The 22,090-nt window shown below is 74.6% G+C and carries 21 protein-coding genes; 13 read left to right on the top strand and 8 right to left on the bottom strand.

From position 1 onward, the window contains the following. Positions 1–41: 41 nt before the first annotated feature. The 4 genes from AC4H2S_RS18240 to AC4H2S_RS18225 are packed head-to-tail and all read right to left on the bottom strand — an operon-like array spanning position 42 to position 3,959. On the bottom strand, positions 42–440 hold the full coding sequence (locus tag AC4H2S_RS18240) for a hypothetical protein (RefSeq protein WP_491498394.1): 399 nt from the start codon (positions 438–440) through the stop codon (positions 42–44). A gap of 53 nt (positions 441–493) precedes the next feature. Then, positions 494–1,936 carry a gamma-aminobutyraldehyde dehydrogenase gene (locus tag AC4H2S_RS18235; RefSeq protein ID WP_491498393.1) on the bottom strand — a complete coding sequence of 481 codons (1,443 nt, stop codon included), beginning with the start codon at positions 1,934–1,936 and terminating at the stop codon, positions 494–496. Positions 1,937–1,954: 18 nt separating this feature from the next. After that, positions 1,955–2,293, bottom strand: coding sequence for a cupin domain-containing protein (locus tag AC4H2S_RS18230; RefSeq protein WP_491498392.1), 339 nt, complete (start codon positions 2,291–2,293; stop codon positions 1,955–1,957). 49 nt (positions 2,294–2,342) lie between these two features. Continuing rightward, positions 2,343–3,959, bottom strand: coding sequence for a PucR family transcriptional regulator (locus AC4H2S_RS18225; RefSeq protein ID WP_491498391.1), 1,617 nt, complete (start codon positions 3,957–3,959; stop codon positions 2,343–2,345). A 104-nt stretch (positions 3,960–4,063) separates the two neighbouring features. Here AC4H2S_RS18225 and AC4H2S_RS18220 point away from each other — a divergent pair, with 104 nt between their 5' ends. The 3 genes from AC4H2S_RS18220 to AC4H2S_RS18210 are packed head-to-tail and all read left to right on the top strand — an operon-like array spanning position 4,064 to position 8,407. Then, positions 4,064–5,605 carry a CoA-acylating methylmalonate-semialdehyde dehydrogenase gene (locus tag AC4H2S_RS18220; RefSeq protein WP_491498390.1) on the top strand — a complete coding sequence of 514 codons (1,542 nt, stop codon included), beginning with the start codon at positions 4,064–4,066 and terminating at the stop codon, positions 5,603–5,605. A 22-nt stretch (positions 5,606–5,627) separates the two neighbouring features. Then, a complete protein-coding gene (locus AC4H2S_RS18215) occupies positions 5,628–6,983 on the top strand; it encodes an aspartate aminotransferase family protein (protein ID WP_491498389.1) in 1,356 nt (451 codons plus the stop codon). 8 nt (positions 6,984–6,991) lie between these two features. Next, positions 6,992–8,407 carry an NAD(P)/FAD-dependent oxidoreductase gene (locus AC4H2S_RS18210; protein ID WP_491498388.1) on the top strand — a complete coding sequence of 472 codons (1,416 nt, stop codon included), beginning with the start codon at positions 6,992–6,994 and terminating at the stop codon, positions 8,405–8,407. 14 nt (positions 8,408–8,421) lie between these two features. Here the strand turns inward: AC4H2S_RS18210 and AC4H2S_RS18205 are convergent, their stop codons facing one another. Beyond that, on the bottom strand, positions 8,422–8,676 hold the full coding sequence (locus tag AC4H2S_RS18205; RefSeq protein WP_491498387.1) for a hypothetical protein: 255 nt from the start codon (positions 8,674–8,676) through the stop codon (positions 8,422–8,424). 210 nt (positions 8,677–8,886) lie between these two features. Here AC4H2S_RS18205 and AC4H2S_RS18200 point away from each other — a divergent pair, with 210 nt between their 5' ends. Together AC4H2S_RS18200 and AC4H2S_RS18195 are read left to right on the top strand one after the other, a co-directional pair. Next, a complete protein-coding gene (locus AC4H2S_RS18200; protein WP_491498386.1) occupies positions 8,887–9,498 on the top strand; it encodes an RNA polymerase sigma factor in 612 nt (203 codons plus the stop codon). Beyond that, positions 9,495–10,478 (top strand): CU044_5270 family protein, encoded by a 984-nt coding sequence (locus tag AC4H2S_RS18195; protein ID WP_491498385.1) that lies wholly within the window; start codon positions 9,495–9,497, stop codon positions 10,476–10,478. The genes AC4H2S_RS18200 and AC4H2S_RS18195 overlap by 4 nt, the downstream gene beginning before the upstream one ends. Positions 10,479–10,737: 259 nt before the next feature. Here the strand turns inward: AC4H2S_RS18195 and fgd are convergent, their stop codons facing one another. The 3 genes from fgd to AC4H2S_RS18180 all read right to left on the bottom strand — a co-directional run bounded on the left by fgd (position 10,738) and on the right by AC4H2S_RS18180 (position 13,894). After that, positions 10,738–11,745: a glucose-6-phosphate dehydrogenase (coenzyme-F420) gene (gene fgd / locus AC4H2S_RS18190; RefSeq protein WP_491498442.1), complete on the bottom strand. Its 1,008-nt coding sequence runs from the start codon at positions 11,743–11,745 to the stop codon at positions 10,738–10,740. Between the two features lie 225 nt (positions 11,746–11,970). Further along, on the bottom strand, positions 11,971–12,801 hold the full coding sequence (locus tag AC4H2S_RS18185; protein WP_491498384.1) for a SigB/SigF/SigG family RNA polymerase sigma factor: 831 nt from the start codon (positions 12,799–12,801) through the stop codon (positions 11,971–11,973). A gap of 124 nt (positions 12,802–12,925) precedes the next feature. Beyond that, entirely contained in the window at positions 12,926–13,894 is a 969-nt protein-coding gene (locus AC4H2S_RS18180) for a helix-turn-helix transcriptional regulator (RefSeq protein ID WP_491498383.1), read from the bottom strand. A 175-nt stretch (positions 13,895–14,069) separates the two neighbouring features. Here AC4H2S_RS18180 and AC4H2S_RS18175 point away from each other — a divergent pair, with 175 nt between their 5' ends. The 8 genes from AC4H2S_RS18175 (at position 14,070) to AC4H2S_RS18140 (ending at position 22,057) form a co-directional block, all read left to right on the top strand. Beyond that, entirely contained in the window at positions 14,070–14,405 is a 336-nt protein-coding gene (locus AC4H2S_RS18175) for an ANTAR domain-containing protein (protein ID WP_491498382.1), read from the top strand. Positions 14,406–14,414: 9 nt separating this feature from the next. Continuing rightward, positions 14,415–15,125, top strand: coding sequence for a GAF and ANTAR domain-containing protein (locus AC4H2S_RS18170; protein WP_491498381.1), 711 nt, complete (start codon positions 14,415–14,417; stop codon positions 15,123–15,125). Between the two features lie 109 nt (positions 15,126–15,234). After that, a complete protein-coding gene (locus AC4H2S_RS18165; protein WP_491498380.1) occupies positions 15,235–16,383 on the top strand; it encodes a glycosyltransferase in 1,149 nt (382 codons plus the stop codon). Continuing rightward, complete coding sequence (locus tag AC4H2S_RS18160; RefSeq protein ID WP_491498379.1) at positions 16,380–17,447, top strand: glycosyltransferase; 1,068 nt, start codon at positions 16,380–16,382, stop codon at positions 17,445–17,447. The genes AC4H2S_RS18165 and AC4H2S_RS18160 overlap by 4 nt, the downstream gene beginning before the upstream one ends. Beyond that, complete coding sequence (locus AC4H2S_RS18155; protein ID WP_491498378.1) at positions 17,444–18,484, top strand: glycosyltransferase; 1,041 nt, start codon at positions 17,444–17,446, stop codon at positions 18,482–18,484. Before AC4H2S_RS18160 ends, AC4H2S_RS18155 begins: the two co-directional genes overlap by 4 nt. Further along, positions 18,481–19,806, top strand: a complete 1,326-nt coding sequence (locus AC4H2S_RS18150) for an SRPBCC family protein (RefSeq protein ID WP_491498377.1) — start codon at positions 18,481–18,483, stop codon at positions 19,804–19,806. Before AC4H2S_RS18155 ends, AC4H2S_RS18150 begins: the two co-directional genes overlap by 4 nt. After that, positions 19,803–21,443, top strand: a complete 1,641-nt coding sequence (locus AC4H2S_RS18145; RefSeq protein WP_491498376.1) for a phytoene desaturase family protein — start codon at positions 19,803–19,805, stop codon at positions 21,441–21,443. Before AC4H2S_RS18150 ends, AC4H2S_RS18145 begins: the two co-directional genes overlap by 4 nt. 8 nt (positions 21,444–21,451) lie before the next feature. Next, on the top strand, positions 21,452–22,057 hold the full coding sequence (locus AC4H2S_RS18140) for a methyltransferase (protein ID WP_491498375.1): 606 nt from the start codon (positions 21,452–21,454) through the stop codon (positions 22,055–22,057). The last annotated feature ends 33 nt before the right edge of the window (positions 22,058–22,090 follow it).

Below are 22,090 nucleotides of genomic sequence, written 5' to 3'. Positions count from 1 at the left end.
CGAACCTGAACGCCGTCCTCAGGGTCCTCAGGCTGGACCGGTCAGAGGTCCTCGAGGGAGTCGGGCACGGTCAGCGCATCGGGGTCCCGGCGCACCGGGAGCTGGGCGAGCGCCGTGCGCACCAGCGTGAGTCGCGCCGCGACCGCCACCTTCTGCCGCAGCCGGCCCACGCCGCTCTCGCCCAGGGTCTGCTCGACGGCGGCCGCGATCTGGGCGTCGGTGAAGGTGGGCCGGGTGCCCGCCGGCACCTCGACGTCGGGCAGGGCGAGCAGCACGGGCAGCACCTGGCTGCCGACGGCCTCGAGCAGGTGGTAGCGCTCGATCTTGCTCATCGACTCCCAGGCCGCCTCGCCCTTGGCGCGGCGCCCGACCTTGCCGCCGGCCACGATCTTGGCGGCGGCGGTGACGGCCACGGTCAGCTCGTGCTCGGTGAAGCGCATGGCTCCAGCATGCCCGACCGGCCGAGGCCGGGACGGCCCCAGGGTGGATCGGCTCAGTAGTGGGCGGTCATCACGTGCTTGACGCGCGTGTAGTCGTCGAAGCCGTAGCCCGACAGGTCCTTGCCGTAGCCCGACGCACCGAACCCGCCGTGCGGCATCTCGGAGACGAACGGGATGTGGGTGTTGACCCACACGCAGCCGAAGTCGAGCTCGCGGGTGAGCCGGTCCGCGGTGCCGACGTCGCGGGTCCACACGCTCGCGGCGAGGCCGTAGGGGACGCCGTTGGCCATCGCGAGCGCCTCGGCCTCGTCGTCGTACGACTGCACGGTCAGGACGGGGCCGAAGACCTCCTCCTGCACGATGCGGTCGTCCTGGCGTACGCCGGCCACGACGGTCGGTGCGAAGAAGTAGCCCTCCTCGCCGTGGCGGGCACCGCCCGTCCGGACGCTCGCGTGGGCGGGGAGGTCGGCGAGGAACGACTCGACCTTCGCGAGGTGACTGGCGTTGTTGAGCGGGCCGTAGTCGGCCTCGTCGTCCGACGGCGGGCCGGGGCGGGTGCCCTCGGCCTCCTTGACCAGCAGCTCGACGAGCTCGTCGTGCACGCTGCTGTGCACGATCACCCGGGTCGCGGCGGTGCAGTCCTGGCCGGCGTTGAAGTAGGCGGCCGCGGCCACCATCTCGGCGGTCCGGGCCAGGTCGGCGTCGGGCGCCACCACGACCGGCGCCTTGCCGCCGAGCTCGAGGTGGACCCGCTTGAGCGACTTCGCGGCCGACAGCGCGACCTCCGTGCCGGCGCGCACCGAGCCGGTGATCGCGACGAGCCCGGGGGTGGGGTGCTCGACGAGGTAGCGGCCGGTGGAGGCGTCGCCGTTGACCACGTTGAGCACGCCGGGCGGCAGGATCGCGCCGGCGATCTCGGCCAGCAGGACGGTCGAGCGCGGCGTCGTGTCGCTGGGCTTGAGGACGACCGTGTTGCCGGCGGCCAGCGCTGGCGCGATCTTCCAGATCGCCATCGCGAAGGGGTAGTTCCACGGGGTCACCTGGCCGACGACGCCGATCGGCTCGCGACGGATCGCCGAGGTGTGGCCCTCGAGGTACTCCCCCGACGACTTGCCCTCCAGCATCCGCGCGGCGCCGGCGAAGAAGCGGAGCTGGTCGACGCCCTGGTCGACCTCCTCGCTCGCGATGTGGCGCACCGGCTGCCCGGTGTCGCGGGCCTGCACCTCGCTGATCTCGTCGCGGCGCTCCGCGATCGCGGCCGCCAGGTCGAGCAGGTGGCCCTGGCGCGCGCCGGGGGTGAGCCGCTTCCAGGAGGCCGACGCCCGCTCGGCGGCGGCGTACGCCCGGTCGACCTCCTCGTGCGTCGAGACGGGCGAGCGCCCGTCGGGCGCGCCGGTGACGGGGTCGACCAGCTCGATGAACTCGGTGGTCGCCGACGCGACGAGCTCGCCGTCGATGAAGTTGGGGATCGTCTGGTCGGTCGGCTGGTCGGTCATGGCTCTCCTCGGCAGGCGTCAGGCGACGTAGATCTTGCGGATGGTCTCGTGGACGACCCAGGTCGTGTGCTCGCCGGCGCGCAGGCGTACGACGCTGCCCGGGCGCAGCTCGACCTGCTCGCCGTCGTCGTCGAAGGTCACGGTCGCGGCGCCCGAGAGCACCACGAACACCTCGTCGACCTCGACGTCGGTGGCGGTGCCCGGGGTCATCTCCCACACCCCCACCTCGACACCGGACACCGCGGCCAGCGCGCGCGAGCCCGCCGCCGGGGTGCCGTCGAGGACCGTGCCCGGGTCGAGCGGCGCGGTCGGCACGGACGCGGCGGTGTCGAGGACGCGGGTCGCGACGGAGCTCATGGCTGCATCGTCTCCAGCAGGGCGCGACGCGGCGACCGACGATCTGTCGTCACTTCGCCCCTCCGCCCAACAGTTCGTCCGCCACGAGGGCGACGTGCAGCGAGACCCGGACGTCCGGGTCGTCGAGGTCGGCGCCGAGGATCGACTCGATCCGGGCCAGCCGGTCGTAGAAGGCGGCGCGGGACAGGTGCAGGCTCGCGGCCGCCTCGGTCTTGCTGGCCGGGTGCAGCACGAGCGCGCGCAGCGCCGCCACCAGCTCGGTGCGCGCCCCGTCGGCCCGGTCGTGCTGCAGCAGCGGCCCGAGCTCGCGCTCGACGAAGAGGCGCACGCGGTCGTCCTCGCCCAGCAGCGCCAGCAGCCCGCGCAGGTGCAGGTCGGCGAGCCGGTGCACGCCCGGGTCGTGCTCGCGCCTCACCGTGGGAGCGGCGTCGGCGACCTGCCCGGCCTCGGCCACCGTGCGGGCGACCCCGGCCGGGCCGGGCACGGGGCGACCGGCAGCCACCAGGACGTCGTGATGGGCGAGCACCCGCGCGGCCAGGCGATCGACCAGGTCGTCGGCCGACGACGCGGGGGCGCTCGAGACCAGCACCCGCAGGTCTCGCTCGACCTCGCAGACCAGGACGGGCAGGCGCAGCGCGTGGGCGGCGCGCACGACGGTCGCGGCCACCTCGTCGGGGTCGGCGGCGGGCGTGGCGCCGACGCGCGGGCGGACCACCACGCCGGTGAGGGTGCGGCGGCCCACCGGGAAGCCGGCCAGCTCGCACCGGCGCCGTACGTCGTCGGAGCCGGGGTCCTCGGTCAGGCCCGTGAGCAGCTCGAGGTGCGTGCGGCGCATGAGCGTGCCGCGGTCGCGGTCGTGCAGGCGATGCAGCGCGAGGGCGGACGCGGCCCGTTCGGCCACGGCCACGAGCCGCTGCGACGGCGACTCGGGCGAGCCGATCACCAGCCGTCCCCACGCCCGGTCGGTCGTGCCGAGCCGGGTGACGAGCCACCCGTTGGCGGCGTCCCAGCCGGTGCGGCCCGTGACCTCGACGCGGCGGGAGCGGGCCGGCCAGCCGTCGAGGAAGCCGCCCCCGTCGTCCGGGCCGGCGAAGTAGTCGAGCGGGCGGTGCTGGGCGTTCTCCACGACCACCGGCGCGTCGGCCAGGCGCTGCACCGCACGCAGGATCTCGGCCGGGCTCGCCAGGTCGTAGCCCAGCTCGGTGAACGTCTCGTGCACGCGCTGGGCCTCGCGCAGCTCGGCCAGCTGGCGGTCGACCACCCGCTCGCCGATCTCCTGGGCGAGCGCGGCGAACCGGGTCTCGCGCGCCAGCACGACGAGCGGGAGCCCGTGCTCCTCGCAGGCGGCGACGAGCGGGTCCGGCAGCGTCGAGGCCCACCGCCGACCGAGCTCGACCACCACGCCCGCGCTGCCGACGTCGACGAGTGCGTCGACGAAGGCCGCGAGCCCGGCGGCGTCGTCGTCGTCCGGGAGGCCGGTGCCCATCGTGAGCAGCAGGTCACCGGCACGCAGCAGCTCGCCGACGTCGAGGCGCTCGGTGGCGTGCACCCACCGGATCGGCCGGTCGGTCCCGCTCGCACCGGCGACCACCTCCGGCGCCGCGCGGCGCAGCGTCGGCAGCTCCAGCGCCTCGCGCAGCGTCACCCCCGGCGTCACGTCGACCACGACCGCAGCCTACGGCCGGCGGGGTGACGATGTGTCCGGCAGCCGGCGGCCATACCGACGATCCGACACCCGCGCGCGGGGCGTACGACGAGCAGGATGAGCCCATGAGCACCCCGAACCCGCAGGACGTCGTGCACTGGGCCGACGGCGCGCCGCTGACCGGCTCCCCCCTCGGCTGGGCCGACGTGACCAACCCCGCCACCGGCCGGGTGACCGGCCGCGTCGCGCTGGCCAGCGAGGAGGACGCCGCCGCCGTGATCGCCGCCGCGTCGCGTGCCGCAGCGCAGTGGGCCGCCACCTCGCTCGCCCGGCGCACGCAGGTCCTCTTCTCCTTCCGCGAGCTGCTCAACAGCCGCAAGGACGAGCTCGCCGCGATCATCACCAGCGAGCACGGCAAGGTGCACTCCGACGCGATGGGCGAGATCGCCCGCGGCCTCGAGGTCGTGGAGTTCGCGTGCGGCATCTCCCACCTGCTCAAGGGCGGGCACAGCGAGAGCGCCTCGACCGGCATCGACGTGCACTCCAAGCGGGTGCCCCTGGGCGTGGTGGGCATCATCAGCCCGTTCAACTTCCCCGCCATGGTCCCGATGTGGTTCTTCCCGATCGCGATCGCGGCCGGCAACACCGTCGTGCTCAAGCCGAGCGAGAAGGACCCGAGCGCGGCCAACTGGATCGCCGCGCTCTGGCAGGAGGCCGGCCTGCCCGACGGCGTCTTCAACGTGCTGCACGGCGACAAGACCGCGGTCGACGCGCTGCTCACCTCGCCCGACGTGCAGGCGATCAGCTTCGTCGGCTCGACCCCGATCGCGGAGTACGTCTACGAGACCGCGAGCCGCCACGGCAAGCGCGTCCAGGCGCTCGGCGGCGCGAAGAACCACATGGTCGTCCTGCCCGACGCCGACCTCGACCTGGCCGCCGACTCCGCCGTCAACGCCGGCTACGGCAGCGCCGGCGAGCGCTGCATGGCGATCAGCGTCCTCGTCGCGGTCGACCCGATCGGCGACGAGCTCGTCGCCCGGATCGCCGACCGCACCCGCACGCTGCTCATCGGCGACGGTGGCGCCGACGCCACCGCGGCAGGCGGCGACAAGGAGGCCGACATGGGTCCGCTCGTCACCCGGGCCCACCGCGACAAGGTCAGCTCGTTCATCGACTCGGGCGAGGCGGCCGGGGCCAAGGTCGTCGTCGACGGCCGCGACGTCGCGGCCCGCGGCGGCGAGGAGGGGTTCTGGCTCGGGCCCACCCTCTTCGACGACGTCACCCCCGACATGGACATCTACCGCGAGGAGATCTTCGGCCCGGTGCTCTCGGTCGTGCGCGTCGGCAGCTACGACGAGGCGGTCGCGCTGGTCAACGCCAACGAGTACGGCAACGGCACGGCCGTCTTCACCAACGACGGCGGCGCCGCCCGCCGCTTCGAGGCCGACGTGACCGTCGGGATGATCGGCGTCAACGTCCCCGTCCCGGTGCCGGTCGCCTACTACTCCTTCGGCGGCTGGAAGCGCTCGCTGTTCGGCGACACCCACGCCCACGGCACCGAGGGCGTGCACTTCTTCACCCGCGGCAAGGTCGTCACCACACGGTGGATCGACCCCGCCAACCGCCCCGAGGGCGGCCTCGAGCTGGGATTCCCGCGCAATGACTGACACGACGATGACTGACACGACGATGACTGACACGACGGTCGCGTCCGACCTGGCCGGCACCCACGACGCCGCCCGGGCCTACGAGCTCGACCGCGCCCACGTCTTCCACTCCTGGTCGGCGCAGGCCGAGATCAGCCCGATGGTCGTCACCCGCGCCGAGGGCAGCCACGTGTGGGACGGCGAGGGCAGGCGCTACCTCGACTTCTCCTCCCAGCTGGTCTTCACCAACCTGGGCCACCAGCACCCGCGCATCGTGGCCGCCATCCGCGAGCAGGCCGCGCACCTGTGCACCATCGCCCCGGCGGTCGCCAACGGCACCCGCTCGGAGGCCGCCCGGCTGGTCGCGAGCCACACCCCCGGCGACCTCGACCACGTCTTCTTCACCAACGGCGGCGCCGACGCCAACGAGCACGCCGTACGCATGGCACGGCTGCACACCGGCCGGCACAAGGTGCTCACCACCTACCGCAGCTACCACGGTGGCACGCACCTCGCGGTCAACATGACCGGCGACCCGCGCCGGTGGGCCAGCGACCAGGGGTCGACCGGCACGGTGCACTTCTTCGGCCCGTTCCTCTACCGCAGCCCCTTCCACGCCACCACCGAGGCCGAGGAGTGCCAGCGCGCCCTCGAGCACCTCGAGCAGGTCGTGGCGCTCGAGGGCCCGGCGACGGTCGCGGCGATCGTGCTCGAGGCCATCCCCGGCACCGCGGGGATCATGGTCCCGCCGCCGGGCTACCTGGCCGGCGTGCGCGAGATCTGCGACCGGCACGGCATTGTGCTGATCGCCGACGAGGTGATGTCGGGCTTCGGGCGCAGCGGTCGGTGGTTCGCCGTCGAGCACGGCGAGACCGTGCCGGACCTGCTGACCTTCGCCAAGGGCGTCAACTCCGGCTACGTCCCCCTCGGCGGGGTCGCGATCAGCGACGCCATCCACGCCACGTTCGCCCACCGCGCCTACCCCGGCGGCCTCACCTACTCCGGGCACCCGCTGGCGTGCGCCGCCGCGGTCGCGACGATCCGCGCGATGGAGGACGACGACGTCGTCGGTCGCGCCGAGCGGCTCGGCGCCGAGGTCCTCGGCCCCGGCCTGCGCGAGCTGGCGGACCGGCACGAGTGGATCGGCGAGGTGCGCGGCACCGGCGCCTTCTGGGCCGTCGAGCTCGTCAGCGACCGCGAGACGCGCGCCCCGCTGGCGCCCTACGGCGGCTCCAGCCCCGAGATGGCCGCCATCGTGACGGGCTGCCAGGAGCGCGGGATGCTGCCGTTCAGCAACTACAACCGCATCCACGTCGTGCCGCCGCTGACGAGCAGCGACGAGGAGGCGCGCGAGGGCCTCGCGATCCTCGACGCGGCGCTGACCGCGGCCGCCGGCTGACCGACGACGTGCCCCGCCCCCACCGGCACGCCACGGCGTACGAGCGGCACGCGCCCGACCCGCGGCTCGTCGAGCGGTCGCTGGCCGGCAGCCGGCTCGGCGCGTTCTGGCTCGACGACGTGGGCGCGACGCCGGCCCACGAGCCGCTGACCGCCTCCACGCGCGCCGACCTGACGGTCGTCGGCGGGGGCTACCTCGGCCTGTGGGCGGCGGTGCACGCCAAGCGCCGCGACCCCGGCCGCCGGGTGGTGCTGCTCGAGTCGCAGACCATCGGGTGGGCGGCCTCGGGACGCAACGGCGGCTTCTGCGAGGCGTCGCTGACCCACGGCGAGGACAACGGGCGCTCGCGCTGGCCCGAGGAGTACGACGTCCTGGAGCGGCTGGGCACGGCCAACCTCGACGCGTTCGAGGCCGACGTGCGCGACCTCGACCTGGCCTGCGAGTGGGAGCGCACGGGTGCGCTGTCGGTCGCGGTGGAGGAGCACCAGGTGGAGTGGGTGCGCGACTCCGCGCACTTCCTCGACCGCGCACAGGTGCGCGCCGCGATCGACAGCCCGCTCTTCCTCGCGGGCGAGCGCGAGGCCGGCACCGCGCTCGTCCACCCCGCCCGGCTCGCCGTCGGCCTGGCCCGGGCGGCCGCCGACCTCGGCGTCGAGGTGCACGAGCACTCGGTCGTGACCGGCGTACGCCGCTCAGGCGCTGCCGTCGAGGTGGCGACCGACCGCGCCACGGTCACGTCCGACCACGTCGTGCTCGCCACCGGCGTCTTCCCCGGCCTGCTGCGCCGCAACCGGCTGATGACCGTGCCGGTCTACGACTACGTGCTCGTGAGCGAGCCGCTCACCGCCGACCAGCGCGCGTCGATCGGCTGGGCCGGGCGCGAGGGTCTCGGTGACCTCGCCAACCAGTTCCACTACGCCCGCCTGACGGCCGACGACCGCATCCTGTGGGGCGGCTACGACGCGATCTACCCGGCCGGCGGCCGCCTCCACGTACGCCACGAGGACCGGCCCGGGAGCCACGCGCGGCTGGCCTCGCACTTCCTGGCGACCTTCCCCCAGCTCGAGGGCATCCGGTTCACCCACCGCTGGGCCGGCGCCATCGACACCTCCACGCAGTTCGCGGCGTTCTACGGCACGACCCACGGCGGCCGGGTGGCCCACGCGGCCGGCTTCACCGGCCTCGGCGTCGGCGCCACCCGCTGGGCCGCCGAGGTGCTCCTCGACCTCCTCGCCGGCCGGCCGACCGAGCGCACCCGGCTGCGGATGGTGCGCGAGCGCCCCCTCCCCTTCCCGCCCGAGCCCCTCGCCTCGGCGGGGATCAACCTCACCCGCTGGTCCCTCGACCGCGCCGACCACCGCGGCGGCCGGCGCAACGCGTTCCTGCGCGCGCTGGACCGGGTGGGACTGGGGTTCGACTCCTGACCTGGCTCCGCCAGTCAGGACCGGACGAGCCCCATGCGCCGGGCCCGCGCGAGTGCGTCGGGCACCGTCACCCTGCTCACCTGGCCCGTGCGCTTGTCGACCAGACGGGGCCCGTTGGCCACTGGCCCGGGCTCGCCACGGCCACCACTGGTGTCGAGGACCAGCAGCAGGTAGGAGGTCTCGTCCTCCTGCGCCCGCCTGCGGTCGACGCGCAGGTGGGAGGAGTCCAGCGTCGCCTCGACGGCCTCGATGGCCTCGTCCAGATCCATGTGGCCGCCTTCCGGAGGAGTGAGGACACAACCCTGGCCAGGCGGCTGGAATTCCTCCTCCATCGGGATGAGGTCGACGCCGGGCGCTGCGTCGAGGATCGTCCCTCGCCCTGCGGATGCATCCGGCAGGCCGACAGGTCGCTCGGGCGGGTCCAGTGGACAATCGACCCGGCTCGGGAACTCCTCGACCCCCGCGGACAGGAGTGAGGTGTGAGCACAGGACACCGTGACCTCCGCCGGAGGCTGCGCCAGGGGGACCGGGCGGCGTTCGACGCCGTGTACGCCGAGCACGTGGACGGCGTCTTCACGCTGGCGCACCGCCTGACGGGCAACTGGGCGACGGCCGAGGACGTCACCTCGGAGACGTTCCTCGCGGCGTGGCGCACCCGGGAGCTGATCGCCGACGACGAACGGCCCCTGCGGCCGTGGCTGTGGGGGATCGCGACCAACCAGGCGATGAACGCACGCCGCAGCCGACGGCGGTTGACGAGCTTCCTGGCGCGTCGTCCGGGCGAGGAGTCGGTGCCGGACCTCGCCGAGGAGGTGGTCCAGCGCCTCGACGACGCCGACGTGCTGGCACACGCCGCCCGGGTGATCGGGTCCTTGCGCCGGCCGGAGGCGGAGGTCATCGCGTTGTGCGTGTGGTCCGGACTGACCTACGCCGAGGCCGCGGAGTCGCTCGGCGTGCCGATCGGCACCGTGCGGTCCCGGCTGTCACGCGCCCGCGCCCGGCTGCGCGAGCTCGTCGCCGAGCCCGACCCCGCAGCCGTCCCGCACCCCACCCCCGACCCCGAACGACCCGTCCGAGGAGGACGACCATGACCCACGACCTCGACGAGCTCCGTCGCAGCCACCCCGCGCCCCACGACATCACCCTGTCCCCCCTCCACCGCGCCCGTCTCGGGTCGCGCGTGGACCTGGCGATCGACCGGCACGAGGCCCGGCGCAGGGTCGTGCGTGGCATCGCCGGGCCGGCCACCGTGCTCGCCTGCGCGACGGCTGTGGCGACGGTCGCCGTGCTCGCCCTGACCGGCGACTCGCCCGCACCCCGTCCCGAGGCGACGCGCGCGGTCATGACGTCGGTGGCAGCGACCCGGGTGCTCGACGGTGCGGCCGACCGGGCACTGGCCTCACCGGCGCCGACGGTCCGCGAGGACCAGTTCGTCTACACGCGCAGCGCGGTGATCACCAACGAGGGCAGGCTCGGCGAGGGCGTCGTGCTGGGACCGGTCCACGAGCGGGAGACCTGGCTGGGCCAGGACCCGGGACCGTTCGGCTGGCAGGACGACGTGATCCGCGAGCTCGGACAGGACTGGCCGCTCGAGTCGGGCGGGCCGTCGCCCGCCGGCGCGCGCCGCCCGACGTACGCCTGGCTGGCGCAGCTGCCCACCGACCCGGACGCGCTCCTCGACGTCCTCGACCGAGCGGCGGCGCCCGTCGACGGCCAGGAGCAGCAGCAGGCGACGTTCGAGCTCATCGGGTCCCTGGTCTCGGAGCAGCTGGTGCCGCCCGACACGGCCGCGGCGCTCTTCCGCGCCGCCACCCGCATCGACGGGATCGAGGTCGAGCGCGGCGCCACCGACGCACTGGGACGCCGAGGGATCGGCATCACCCGCAGCGACGCGCGCTTCCACACCCGCACCACGTGGATCTTCGACGCGAGCACCTACGAGCTGCGCGGCACGCGGTGGTTCTTCACCCACGCCGACGGATCGCCCGACACCCTCTTCGGCGCCACCGCCGTGCTCGAGACCGCCGTGGTCGACCGAGCCGGGCAGGTCCCCGGCTCACAGGCCGGCTGACCACTCGACACGTCCCGTCCCCGCTAGGACACCCGGATCCGGGCCGTTGAGCGGGGACGTCCCCGCTCAACCCGGCGCGACGCGCGCGGCCGCACCCGCGGCGGCCAGGGCCGGTGGGACGAAGCTCCATCGGGTCGGACCGGCCACTGGACACGTCCCGTCCCCGCTAGGACACCCGGATCCGGGCCGTTGAGCGGGGACGTCTCCGCTCAACCCCCACGCGACGCGCGGCCGTACACCCCGGGGCCGGGGGCGGGGGTCAGCGCCCGAGCTCGCGCACCGCCGGCACGACCTGCTCGCCGAGGTCGGCGAGGAAGCGGTGCTGGTCGTGGCCGGGGCCGTGGAAGACCAGGTGGTCGAAGCCGGCCTCGACGTAGGGGCGGACGGCGTCGACGACCTCCTCGGGAGTCGTGGCGACGATCCAGCGCGAGGCGACCTGCTCGATGGGCAGCTCGTCGGCGGCGGCGGCCATCTCGACCGGGTCGTGGAGCCGGTGCTTGTCCTCCGCGCTGAGCGAGAGGGGCGCCCAGAAGCGGGTGTTCTCCATCGCCTCCTCACGGGTCGCGGCGTAGGACAGCTTGATCTCGATCATCCGGGCCAGGTCGCCCGACGAACGCCCGGACGCGGCGAGGCCCTCGTCCACGGCCGGCAGCAGCTTGTCGGTGTAGAGGTCCATGCCCTTGCCGCTCGTGCAGATGAAGCCGTCGCCCACGCGCCCGGCGTACTTCGCCATCTGCGGCCCACCGGCGGCGACGTAGATGGGGACGCCGCCCTCGGGCCGGTCGTAGATCGTGGCGTCGACGGTGCGGTAGTGGTCGCCCTCGAAGGTGACCCGCTCGCCGGCCCACAGCTCGCGCATGAGGCGTACGGCCTCGCGCAGCCGAGCCCAGCGCTCCTTGAAGTCGGGCCACTCGGCCAACCCGACGGAGATCTCGTTGAGCGCCTCGCCGGTGCCCACTCCGAGCACCACCCGGCCGGGGCTCAGCAGCGCCAGCGTCGCGAACTGCTGGGCGAGCACGGCGGGGTTGTAGCGGAAGGTCGGGGTCAGCACGCTCGTCCCGAGCACGACGCGCTCGGTGCGCTCGCCCATGGCCGCGAGGGCGACGAGGGCGCTGGGTCCGTGACCGCCCTCGTGGCGCCAGGGCTGGAGGTGGTCACTGACCCAGACGCTGTCGAGGCCGACCTCCTCGGCGCGTACGCCGAGCTCGACGAGCTCGCGCGGTCCGAACTGCTCGCTCGAGGCCTTGTAGCCCACGGCCAGGGGCACGGAGGTCGTCGTCATCGCGCCATCGTGGCACGGACGTGGCAGCGTGCGGCAGCACCCGCGGCGGTCAGGGTCCCGGGACGAAGCTCCGACAGGTCCGGCCGGCCACTGGACACGTCCCGTCCCCGCTAGGACACCCGGATCCGGGCCGTTGAGCGGGGACGTCCCCGCTTAACCCCGCGCGACGACGGGCCGGCGGCCGGCGACGCGCCGGCCGGGTGCGACGGGTCAGGCCGCGGACGTACGACCGAGCAGGTTGGCCCGGAGGTCGGCCAAGATCCGCGCGAGCACGCGCGACACCTGGGCCTGGGTCAGCCCGACGGCGTCGGCGATCTCCTGCTGCGTCTGCTCCTGGAAGTAGCGCAGTCGGACGATGCGCCGATCACGCGCGGAGAGGGTGCGCATCAGCGGCTCGAGCGTCATCTTGGCCTCGGCCCGCGCGAGCGCACGGTCCTCCTCGCCCAGCAGGTCGCCGAGCGTGGAGGAGCCTTCGGCCACGGTGGCGTCCAGCGAGGTGGGGGTGAAGCAGCCGTCGGCGGCCAGCGCCTCCACGACGTTGTCCGGGTCCTCGCCGAGGTGCGCGGCGATCTCACTGGGGCGCGGCGAGCGGCCGAGGCGGGACTCCAGCTCCTCCTGCGCGCCCGCGATGCGGGTCTGCAGGTCCTGGATCCGGCGTGGCGGCCGGACCATCCAGCCCGAGTCACGGAAGTGACGGCGCAGCTCGCCACGGATGGTCGGGACCGCGAACGACAGGAAGTCGTGCCCGGCGCCGGGGTCGAAGCGCTGCGCGGCCTTGGTCAGCCCGAGCAGGGCGACCTGCTCGAGGTCGTCGAGGTCGATGCCACGGTTGCGGTACCGGGAGGCCATGCTGCGGGCGACCGCGGCATTGGTCTCGATGAGCTGACGGGTCAGCTCCCGGGCGTCTGCGTCCCCGCGAGTGCCGCGGAGGTCGGAGACGATGGCGTCGGTGCGGCGGGCGCGGGCCCTGCCCTCGAGGGGCTGGACGGAACGGGACTGGACCGGGATGAACCCAGCGGGAGCTTCAAGAGCGATCGACATGGTGACCACGTGCTCGCTTCCTGGTGTGGATGGTGCTTGCCGTGGTCTCCAGCAAGGACGATCCGGTCCAGAGTCGCATGGTCTGGACCACCACGACAGCCGGAAAGCGAAAGCTCTTCACCCGTCAGGATGTGTGGCGCGCCAATGTCTGTCCAGGGTTCTCGCCGAAGACCTGGCGGTACTCCGCGGCGAACCGCCCGGGGTTGAAGAAGCCGAACCGCGCGGCGGCGTCGCCGACGTTGGTCACCGACCCGTTGCGCAGGGCCTGGTGGACCAGGTCGAGCCGGACCTGGCGCAGGTAGGCGTGCGGCGTGCAGTCGAGGTGGCGCCGGAAGGCGTACTGCAGGGAGCGCGGTGTCACCGAGCAGGCGCGCGCGATGTCGGAGAGGGTGAGGTCGCCGTGGGCGCGCTCCTCGATGAGGCGCTGCGCGCGGCGGACCGTGGCCTGGGTGGCGTCGCCGACGTCACGCACTGCCATCGCGTCGGCCACCAGGTTGTTCTCGAACGTGTGGAGCAGGCTGTTGGCCAACAGTCGCGACGACTCGACCTGGGCCAGGGAGTCGACCGGCGCGGACAGGGGGAGGCTGAGCCGGTCGACGACGGCGCGCCACTGCGCCGCCGCGGCGGGCGAGCGGGGCACGTAGCTGGCGAAGGTGAGGTCGGCTGCCGTCTTGTCGGGCTCGATGTCGGCGATCGCGGAGTCGAGTGCCTCGGCCGACACGCTGATGTTGCGCACGTCGTAGCCGTTTCCCCTGCCGCTGAACGGCATGTCCCAGCCGGCGGCGAGCACGGTGTCGCCCTCCCGTCCCTGGTCGGTGACCGAGTCGCGGGTGTACTCGAGCTCGCCGGCGAACACGTCGACCACGACCAGCGTCGGGATGGGCTCGGCGTCGAAGCGGACGGGGGCGTCGATCTGGAGGCGGTCGAACGACACGCTGCCCCGGGTCCGCCGCTGGTGGTGCACGGTGCCCATCTGGCCGCCCAGCCCGAGCGAGGCGCCGTAGGCCGTGTCGAGCCACTCGCGGGCCTGCTCGCCGTCGCCCTCGAAGTCGAAGGCGTCGGGAGACCCTCGTCGGATGCCTTGACCCGGCACGGGCACCTCCAGCACTGGACGTGCGATCGACCCGTGGCTTGAGTCCTCGTCGAGACTAGCCCACGATCCCTCGCCTGCCCACCAAGGGCGCTGGACCCCGTTCTGTACAGTGGTGGTCGATCAAGTGGTTGAACTCCGCCCTGTGTCCGCGGACCTACGTCATGTGAAGGTGACGATGTCTGGGACACCCCTACCCGAGGGCGGGTCGACGCCCCCCGCCGACGCTCTGCGCGACGAGGTCGCGCACCTGCACGAGGCCGTGAAGTCGCAGCGCGACATCGGCATGGCCATCGGCCTGCTGTCCTCGCGCTTCGCCTGCAGCACCGAGCAGGCGTGGCGCACGATCCTGCGCGTCTCGCAGGACAGCAACACCAAGGTGCGCACGGTGGCGCGGGTCCTGGTGGCCACCCACGACGGCACCGCGTCCGCCGAGGAGCGCGAGGTGCTGGCGGGCTTCGTGGCGCACCTGCCCTCGTCGGGATGGCCGGAAGGGCAGCCGCCCGGGGAATAATCCCCTCCCATGAACATCGACGACGCCGCGCTGGCCGACAGCCTGCGCCGGCTCTCCCAGCCGCGCGAGGACGACGGGAGCATCGTGTCGGCGCTGCAGGTCGTCGTCGCCGCGTGCGTGGACCTCTTCGGCGTGGACGGCGCCGGGATCCTCATCGCCGACGAGCAGGACATCCTGGTCTACGCCGCCGCCAGCGACGGTCCCGGCCGGCTGCTCGAGCAGACCGAGGCCGAGGCCGGCGAGGGGCCGTGCACCGAGGCGTTCGTCCAGGGCGCGGTGGTCAGCAGCCGCGACGTGACCGCGGAGGTCGAGCGGTGGCCCGTGCTCGCCCGGGCGATGGCCGCGCAGCCGGTGCGCGCGGTGCTCGGCACGCCGGTGCGGATCGGCGGGGTGCCGGTCGGCACCCTGGACGTCTACCGCAGCCACCCCCACGACTGGGACGACAGCGAGGCGGCCGCGCTCGGCCGCTATGCCGAGATCGTCTCCACCACCCTCGCCGCCGCCCTGCAGGCCCACACGGCGGGCGAGCTCGCCCGGCAGCTGCAGTACGCCCTCGACTACCGGGTGATGATCGAGCGCGCCGTGGGCTACCTGATGGCCAAGCTGTCGCTCGATGCCGTCGGCGCCTTCAACGCCCTGCGCCACGCCGCCCGCAGCAGCCGCACCAAGATCGGCGTCGTGTCGCAGCACGTCCTGGAGACCGGCTCGCTCCCCGACTGACGGCCCGGGCCGGACGGCCCGAGGCGCGGGCCCCCTCCGTGGGGATGGACCCGGGCCAGATCGCACCGGCGATGGTGCATGACACCTCCGCGCTCGGGTACGGCTGCGCGTGACCACCTCCGACCTGACGACGGACGCGCCCGCGCCCGCCGCCGCACCCGTGCCGTGTCCCCGCACCGGGCGCCTCGTCGTCGCCTCGGTGCCCGCCAACCACGTCTACGTCCGCCACCTCGCTCCCGAGGACGGCTCGGGGCCGGTGCGCCTGCCCGACCCGCGTCCCGCCGGTGCGGCGGCGACGCAGCAGTGGTGGCCGCCGGTCATGCTCGACCCCGCGTGGGTCGAGGACCACGACTTCGACGTCTTCCACCTCCACTTCGGCTTCGACGCCCGCAGCCCTGCCGACCTCGAGGAGCTCGTCGCCGCGCTGCGCAGGCGCGGCAAGCCCCTGGTGTTCACCGTCCACGACCTGCGCAACCCCCACCACCTCGACCGCGAGGCCCACGACCGCCACCTCGACGTCCTGGTGCCCGCGGCCGACGCCCTCATCACCCTCACCGCCGGAGCGGCCGCCGAGATCCGCGAGCGCTGGGGCCGCGACGCGGTCGTGGTGCCGCACCCGCACGTCGTGCCGTTCGAGACGATGCGGCGCGCCGCCGCGATGCGCGAGGTGCGCCGCCGCGGGCCGCGGACCCGGGAGTTCCGCGTCGGCATGCACGTCAAGAGCCTGCGCGCCGGGATGAACCCGCACGCGCTGCTGCCCGTCCTCGTCGAGACCGTCCGCGACCTCCCCGGCGGAGTGCTGCAGGTCAACGGCCACCGCGACGTGCTGCTCCCCGGCGGGGCGCGGTACGACGCCGCGCTGGCCGAGGCGCTGCACGACCACGCCGCGCGCGGCGAGGTCGACCTGCGGGTCCACGACTTCCTCGACGACGACGCGCTCTGGGCCTACCTCGCCTCGCTCGACGTCTCGGTCCTGCCCTACCGGTTCGGCACCCACAGCGGGTGGCTCGAGGCGTGCCGCGACCTCGGCACCGCCGTCGTGGCGTCCTCGTGCGGCTACTTCGCCGAGCAGGGCCCCGTGCTGACCTACGGCCACGACGAGGCGCACGTCGACGCCGCCAGCCTCGCCGCCGCGCTGCGGGACGCCCACGCCGGGCGCGCCAACGCCCCGGTCGAGGTGGAGGAGCGCCGTCGCCAGCGCGCGGCGATCGCCGTCGCGCACGCGGCCGTGTACGACGCGGTGGTGGGTCAGCGGTGAGGATCTGCCTCATCGCCTCGAGCCGCTACCCCATCCGCGAGCCCTTCGCCGGGGGGCTGGAGTCGATGACCTGGACGACCGCGCGCGGCCTGGCCGAGCGCGGGCACGACGTCACGCTGTTCGCCGGCCCCGGCTCGGACACCTCCCTGCCGGTGCGCCTGCTGCCCTTGGCGTCGGTCGAGGTCAGCCCCGCCGCGATGGCCGACAAGTTCGCCCCCGGCCACGGCTGGCTGGCCGAGCACCACGCCTACCTCGCCCTGATGCTGACCCTCGCGCGCACCGGCGCCGAGGACTACGACGTGGTGCACAACAACAGCCTCCACCACCTGCCCATCGCGATGGCGCCGGCGGTCGACGTGCCGATGCTCACCACCCTCCACACCCCGCCGCTGCCGATGATCGAGTCGGCCCTGGCGCTGTGCACCCGCCCGCCGCGCTTCGTCTCGGTGAGCGAGTGGACCGCCACCTCCTGGCGCCACGCCGTCGACAGCGACGTGGTGCTCAACGGGCTCGACCTGCGCGACTGGCCGGCCGGACCGGGCGGGGGCCCGGCCGTGTGGTCGGGCCGCATCGTGCCCGAGAAGGCGCCGCACCTGGCGATCGCGGCCTGCCGCCTCGCCGGCGTACCCCTCGTGGTCGCCGGGCCCGTGCAGGACCCGGCCTACTTCGAGCGCGCCGTCGCGCCCCTGCTCGGCGACGACGCCCGCTACGCCGGGCACCTCGCGCAGCGCGAGCTCTCCGAGCTGCTCCGGCAGGCGTCGGTGGCCGTGGTGACGCCGATGTGGGACGAGCCCTACGGCCTGGTCGCCGCGGAGGCGATGGCCAGCGGCACGCCGGTCGCGACCTTCGCCCGCGGCGGGCTGGGCCAGGTCGTGTCTCCCCAGGGCGGCGTGCTGGCGGCCCCCGGGGACGTCACCGCCCTGGCCGAGGCCGTCGTGGCGGCGGCCCGGCTGGACCGGCACGCGGTCCGCGCCCACGCCGAGTCCACGTGCAGCGCCGACGCGATGGTGGAGGGCTACCTCGGCCTCTACGCCGAGCTCACCCGCCGGGACGACGCGGCGTGAGCGGGCCGAGGGCAACGATCGGCTACTACGTCCACCACGTGGGTAGCGGACACCGGCACCGCGCGCAGGTCCTCGCCGCGCGGCTGCGTCGCGAGGGCGTCGCGGTCACCGGCCTGTCCTCGCTCGAGCGCCCGGCCTCGTGGGTGGGCGACTGGATCCACCTCCCCCGCGACGACGACGCCAGCCCCAGCGACGTCACCGCCAACGGCCACCTGCACTGGGCCCCGCTGCTGCACGACGGCACCCGCTCCCGCGCCGCAGCAGTCTCCGCCTGGCTCGAGGAGGCACGTCCCGACCTCGTCGTCGTCGACGTGTCCGTCGAGGTGCTGCTGCTCGCCCGGCTGCACGGGGTCCCCGCCATCGCCGTGGTGCTGCCCGGACGCCGTGACGACCCGGCCCACCTGCTCGGCCTCGGCGTCGCCGAGGTGCTGGTCGGCTTCTGGCCGCGAGCCGCGCGCGACATGACCCCGGGCCTGCCGGACGAGCTGCGCGAGCGGCTGGTGCCGGTCGGCGCGCTCTCGCGTCACCCGGTGCGCCCCGCACTGCCCAACCTGCCGCACCCCGGAGAGCGCACCGTCGCCCTGATGCTCGGCTCGGGCGGCCACGACGTCAGCGTCGACGACGTACGCTCCGCCCGCCTCGCCACGCCCCGCTGGCGCTGGCACGTGATGGGCGCCGATCGCGGCACCTGGGTGGAGGACCCCTCGGCCGTGCTGGCCGGCGCCGACGTCGTCGTCACCCACGCGGGCCAGAACGCGCTCGCCGAGACAGCGGCGGCCCGCCGTCCGGCCGTCGTGCTCCCGCAGCAGCGTCCCCACGACGAGCAGCGCACCACCGGCGCCGTGCTCACCCAGGGCTGGCCGGTCGTGGTGCGCACGGCCTGGCCGCAGGCCGAGGAGTGGACGTCCGTCCTCGACCACGCGGCGGCGCTCGACCCGCGGCGCTGGACGCAGTGGTGCGACGGGTGGGCCGCGGACCGGTTCGCCGGCGTCGTGCTCGCCACTCGCGACGACGTGCGCACGAGGACCTCGTCGTGACCCGCGTCGCCGTCGTCACCATCGCCCACGGCCGCCACGCACACCTCGCCGCGCAGCACCGCTCCCTCGCCGGCGGCACCGTGCGACCCGACACCTACCTCGCCGTCGCCATGGCCGACACCGGGATCGCCGACGAGCGGGTGGACGGCCTCGCCCTGGACGTCGTCCGCATCGACCGCGGTCCCGGCGGCCGCCTGCCGCTGGCCGCCGCGCGCAACCTCGGCGTCCGCACCGCGATCGCCGACGGCGCCGACGTCGTGGTGCTGCTCGACGTCGACTGCCTCGCCGGCCACGACCTCGTGGCGTCGTACGCCGACGTGGTGACCAGCCGGCCCGGCTCGGTCTGGTCCGGGCCGGTGACCTACCTGCCTCCCCCGCCGCCCGGCGGCTATCCCGCCGACCCGGTGGACCTCGCCGCCTGGGACGACCCGCACGCGGCCAGGCCTCGCCCGGCGCCGGGCGAGCTGGTCGAGCACCTCGAGCCCGACCTGTTCTGGTCGTTGTCCTTCGCCGTGGCCGCGCCGACGTGGGAGCGGCTCGGCGGCTTCTGCGAGGACTACACCGGCTACGGCGGCGAGGACACCGACCTGGCCCGCTCGGCCCGCGCCCGCGGCATCGGCCTCGGCTGCGTGGGCGGCGCCCGCGCCTACCACCAGCACCACCCGGTCAGCAGCCCGCCGGTCGAGCACCTCGATGACATCCTGCGCAACGGCCGGCTGTTCCACGAGCGGTGGGGCGAGTGGCCGATGACTGGTTGGCTGGAGGAGTTCGAGCGGCGAGGACTGGTGTGCCGCGAGGATGGGCACTGGACCCGGAACACCCCCCGATCACACCGCAGATCGCACCGGAGATCACCCAGCAGATCACCCAGCGAAGGAGACCGCATGAGCACGACGACCCGGACCGTGGCCGCGACCCCCGAGCAGGTGTGGGAGGTGCTGTCCGACGGCTGGCTCTACCCCCTCTTCGTCGTCGGCGCCTCCCGCATGCGGGACGTCGACGAGTCGTGGCCGTCCCCCGGCTCCGAGCTGCACCACAGCGTCGGCACGTGGCCGCTGCTCATCGACGACACCACCGAGGTGGTCGAGGCCGAGGAGGGCGAGCGGCTGCTGCTGCTGGCCCGCGGCTGGCCCGCCGGGCAGGCGCACGTCGAGTTCCTGCTGCAGCCCGACGGCGACTCGACGGTCGTCACCATCAACGAGGACGCCACGGCAGGGCCGGCTCTCCTGATGCCCAAGCCGCTGCGCGACGTCCAGCTCCACTGGCGCAACGTCGAGACCCTGCGGCGGCTCGCGTTCGTGGTGGAGGGCCGGACGCAGTGAGCGACGGCCCGACCGGCACCTGGGACGCCGTCGTCGTCGGCGCCGGGCCCAACGGGCTCGTCGCGGCCAACCTGCTGGTGGACGCCGGCTGGCGGGTGCTGGTGCTCGAGGCGCAGCCCACGCCGGGCGGCGCGGTGCGCAGCGACCGCGAGGTCCACCCCGACTTCGTCCACGACACGTTCAGCGCCTTCTACCCGCTGGCCGTGGCCTCGCGGGCGATCGCCGACCTGCGGCTCGAGGAGCACGGCCTGGTGTGGGAGCACGCGCCCGCCGTGCTCGGCCACCCCTTCGGCGAGGACAGCTGGGCGGTGCTGCACCGCGACCGCCACGTCACCGCGGCCGGTCTCGACGAGCTCCGCGCCGGCGACGGCGACGCGTGGCTGGAGCTGTGCGCCACCTGGGACCGCATCGGACCCGCGCTGGTCGACGGACTCACCTCGCCGTTCCCGCCGGTGCGCGCCGGTGCCCGCCTCGTCCCCGCCATCGCCCGCGCCGGCGGCCTCGACACGGTGCGCCGGCTGGCCACCCCGGTCTCCTCGCTGGGGCGCGAGCTCTTCGCCGGCCCCGCCGCCGCGCTGCTCCTCGCCGGCAACGCCGGCCACGCCGACTTTCCGCTCGCCTCGCCCGGGTCGGGGGTCTTCGGCGTGCTGATGACCATGCTCGGCCAGACGGTCGGCTTCCCCGTCCCGCGCGGCGGCGCGCAGCAGCTCGCCGACGCGCTCGTCGCCCGCTGCACCAGCCGCGGCGCGGAGCTGGTCACCAGCACCGAGGTCACCGCCGTCGACGTCCGCGGCGGCCGGGTGGTCGGCGTACGCACCCGCGACGGCCAGTCCTACGCCACCCGCGCGGTGCTCGCCGACGTCTCCGCCACCCGCCTCTTCGGCGGTCTGGTCGCCGAGGAGCACCTGCCCGACCGGCTGGTGCGCGGCATGCGCGACTTCGAGCTCGACCCCGGCACCGTCAAGGTCGACTGGGCGCTCTCCGGCCCGGTGCCGTGGCGCAACCCGCCGGTGCACGCGCCGGGCACGGTCCACGTCGCCGACTCGGTGGAGGAGATGACGCAGACGCTCGCCCAGGTCTCGTCGGGGGTCGTGCCCGACCGGCCGTTCCTGCTCACCGGCCAGATGACCACCAGCGACCCCACCCGCTCGCCCGCCGGCACCGAGTCGTTCTGGGCCTACACGCACGTCCCCCAGCCCGGCCGCACCCGCAGCGACGCCGGCGGGGAGGTCACCGGAGCGTGGGACCACGACGACGCGCAGCGCTTCGCCGACCGCATGCAGGCGCGCATCGAGGCGGTCGCGCCGGGCTTCGGCGACGTCGTGCTCGAGCGTCGCGTGCTCGGCCCGCACGAGCTCGAGGCGCGCGACGCCAACCTCGTCGGCGGCGCCGTCAACGGCGGCACGTCGCAGCTGCACCAGGAGCTCGTCTTCCGCCCCGTGCCGGCCATGCGGGGACGCGCCACCACCGGACTGCCGGGCCTCTACCTCGCCTCGGCGTCGGCGCACCCCGGCGGTGGCGTGCACGGTGCCGCCGGCGCCAACGCCGCGCGCGCCGCGCTCTGGCACCGGCGCACCCGGCGGCTGCCCGGCCGCCCGTCCTCGTCCCCCTCGACCTCACCCGGAGGCCCGCGTTGACCGACCACATGACCTTCGGGTCGCTGACCATCTCCTTCGACGACCGGGTGCTGCGGCCGCGGGAGTGGACGGCCGCGCAGTCCGACTGGGTGGCCGAGCTCGCCGACGCCGCCCCCGGCGGGACGGTGCTCGAGCTCTGCGCCGGCGCCGGGCACATCGGGCTGCTGGCGGTGGCGTCGTCGGGACGTCGCCTGCTGTGCGTCGACGCCAACCCGGTCGCCTGCGACTACGCCCGCGCCAACGCCGTCGCTGCCGGCATGGCCGACCGGGTGGAGGTCCGCGAGGGACGCCTGGAGGAGGCGCTGGAGCCCGGGGAGAGCTTCCCGTTGATCATCGCCGACCCGCCGTGGGTGCCGCGCGAGCAGACCAGCCGCTACCCCGAGGACCCGATCACCGCGATCGACGGCGGCGACGACGGCCTCGACGTGGCCCGCGCCTGCCTGACGGTCGTCGACGAGCACCTCGCTCCCGGCGGCTCCGCCGTGCTGCAGGTCGGCACCAAGGCCCAGACCGACGTGCTGCGGCAGGAGCCGTGCTTCACCGAGGGCCGGCTCGCGATGGTCGAGGTGCGCCAGCAGGTGCGCGGGGTGCTGGCCCGGGTCGACCGCGCCTGAGCCGAGGGCTCAGGCCGACGCCTTCCCGCCCGG

It is taken from the genome of Nocardioides sp. Z13_37, assembly GCF_058355585.1.
This window is presented reverse-complemented; position numbering and strand designations above follow the sequence as displayed.

Bases quoted from the DNA above. Each gene is read 5' to 3' on its own strand.
- AC4H2S_RS18185 (WP_491498384.1), bottom strand. From the start codon at position 12,801: ATGTCGATCGCTCTTGAAGCTCCCGCTGGGTTCATCCCGGTCCAGTCC.
- AC4H2S_RS18195 (WP_491498385.1), top strand. From the start codon at position 9,495: ATGACCCACGACCTCGACGAGCTCCGTCGCAGCCACCCCGCGCCCCAC.
- AC4H2S_RS18215 (WP_491498389.1), top strand. From the start codon at position 5,628: ATGACTGACACGACGGTCGCGTCCGACCTGGCCGGCACCCACGACGCC.
- AC4H2S_RS18220 (WP_491498390.1), top strand. From the start codon at position 4,064: ATGAGCACCCCGAACCCGCAGGACGTCGTGCACTGGGCCGACGGCGCG.
- AC4H2S_RS18140 (WP_491498375.1), top strand. From the start codon at position 21,452: ATGACCTTCGGGTCGCTGACCATCTCCTTCGACGACCGGGTGCTGCGG.
- AC4H2S_RS18230 (WP_491498392.1), bottom strand. From the start codon at position 2,293: ATGAGCTCCGTCGCGACCCGCGTCCTCGACACCGCCGCGTCCGTGCCG.
- AC4H2S_RS18205 (WP_491498387.1), bottom strand. From the start codon at position 8,676: ATGGATCTGGACGAGGCCATCGAGGCCGTCGAGGCGACGCTGGACTCC.
- AC4H2S_RS18235 (WP_491498393.1), bottom strand. From the start codon at position 1,936: ATGACCGACCAGCCGACCGACCAGACGATCCCCAACTTCATCGACGGC.
- AC4H2S_RS18170 (WP_491498381.1), top strand. From the start codon at position 14,415: ATGAACATCGACGACGCCGCGCTGGCCGACAGCCTGCGCCGGCTCTCC.
- AC4H2S_RS18175 (WP_491498382.1), top strand. From the start codon at position 14,070: ATGTCTGGGACACCCCTACCCGAGGGCGGGTCGACGCCCCCCGCCGAC.
- AC4H2S_RS18240 (WP_491498394.1), bottom strand. From the start codon at position 440: ATGCGCTTCACCGAGCACGAGCTGACCGTGGCCGTCACCGCCGCCGCC.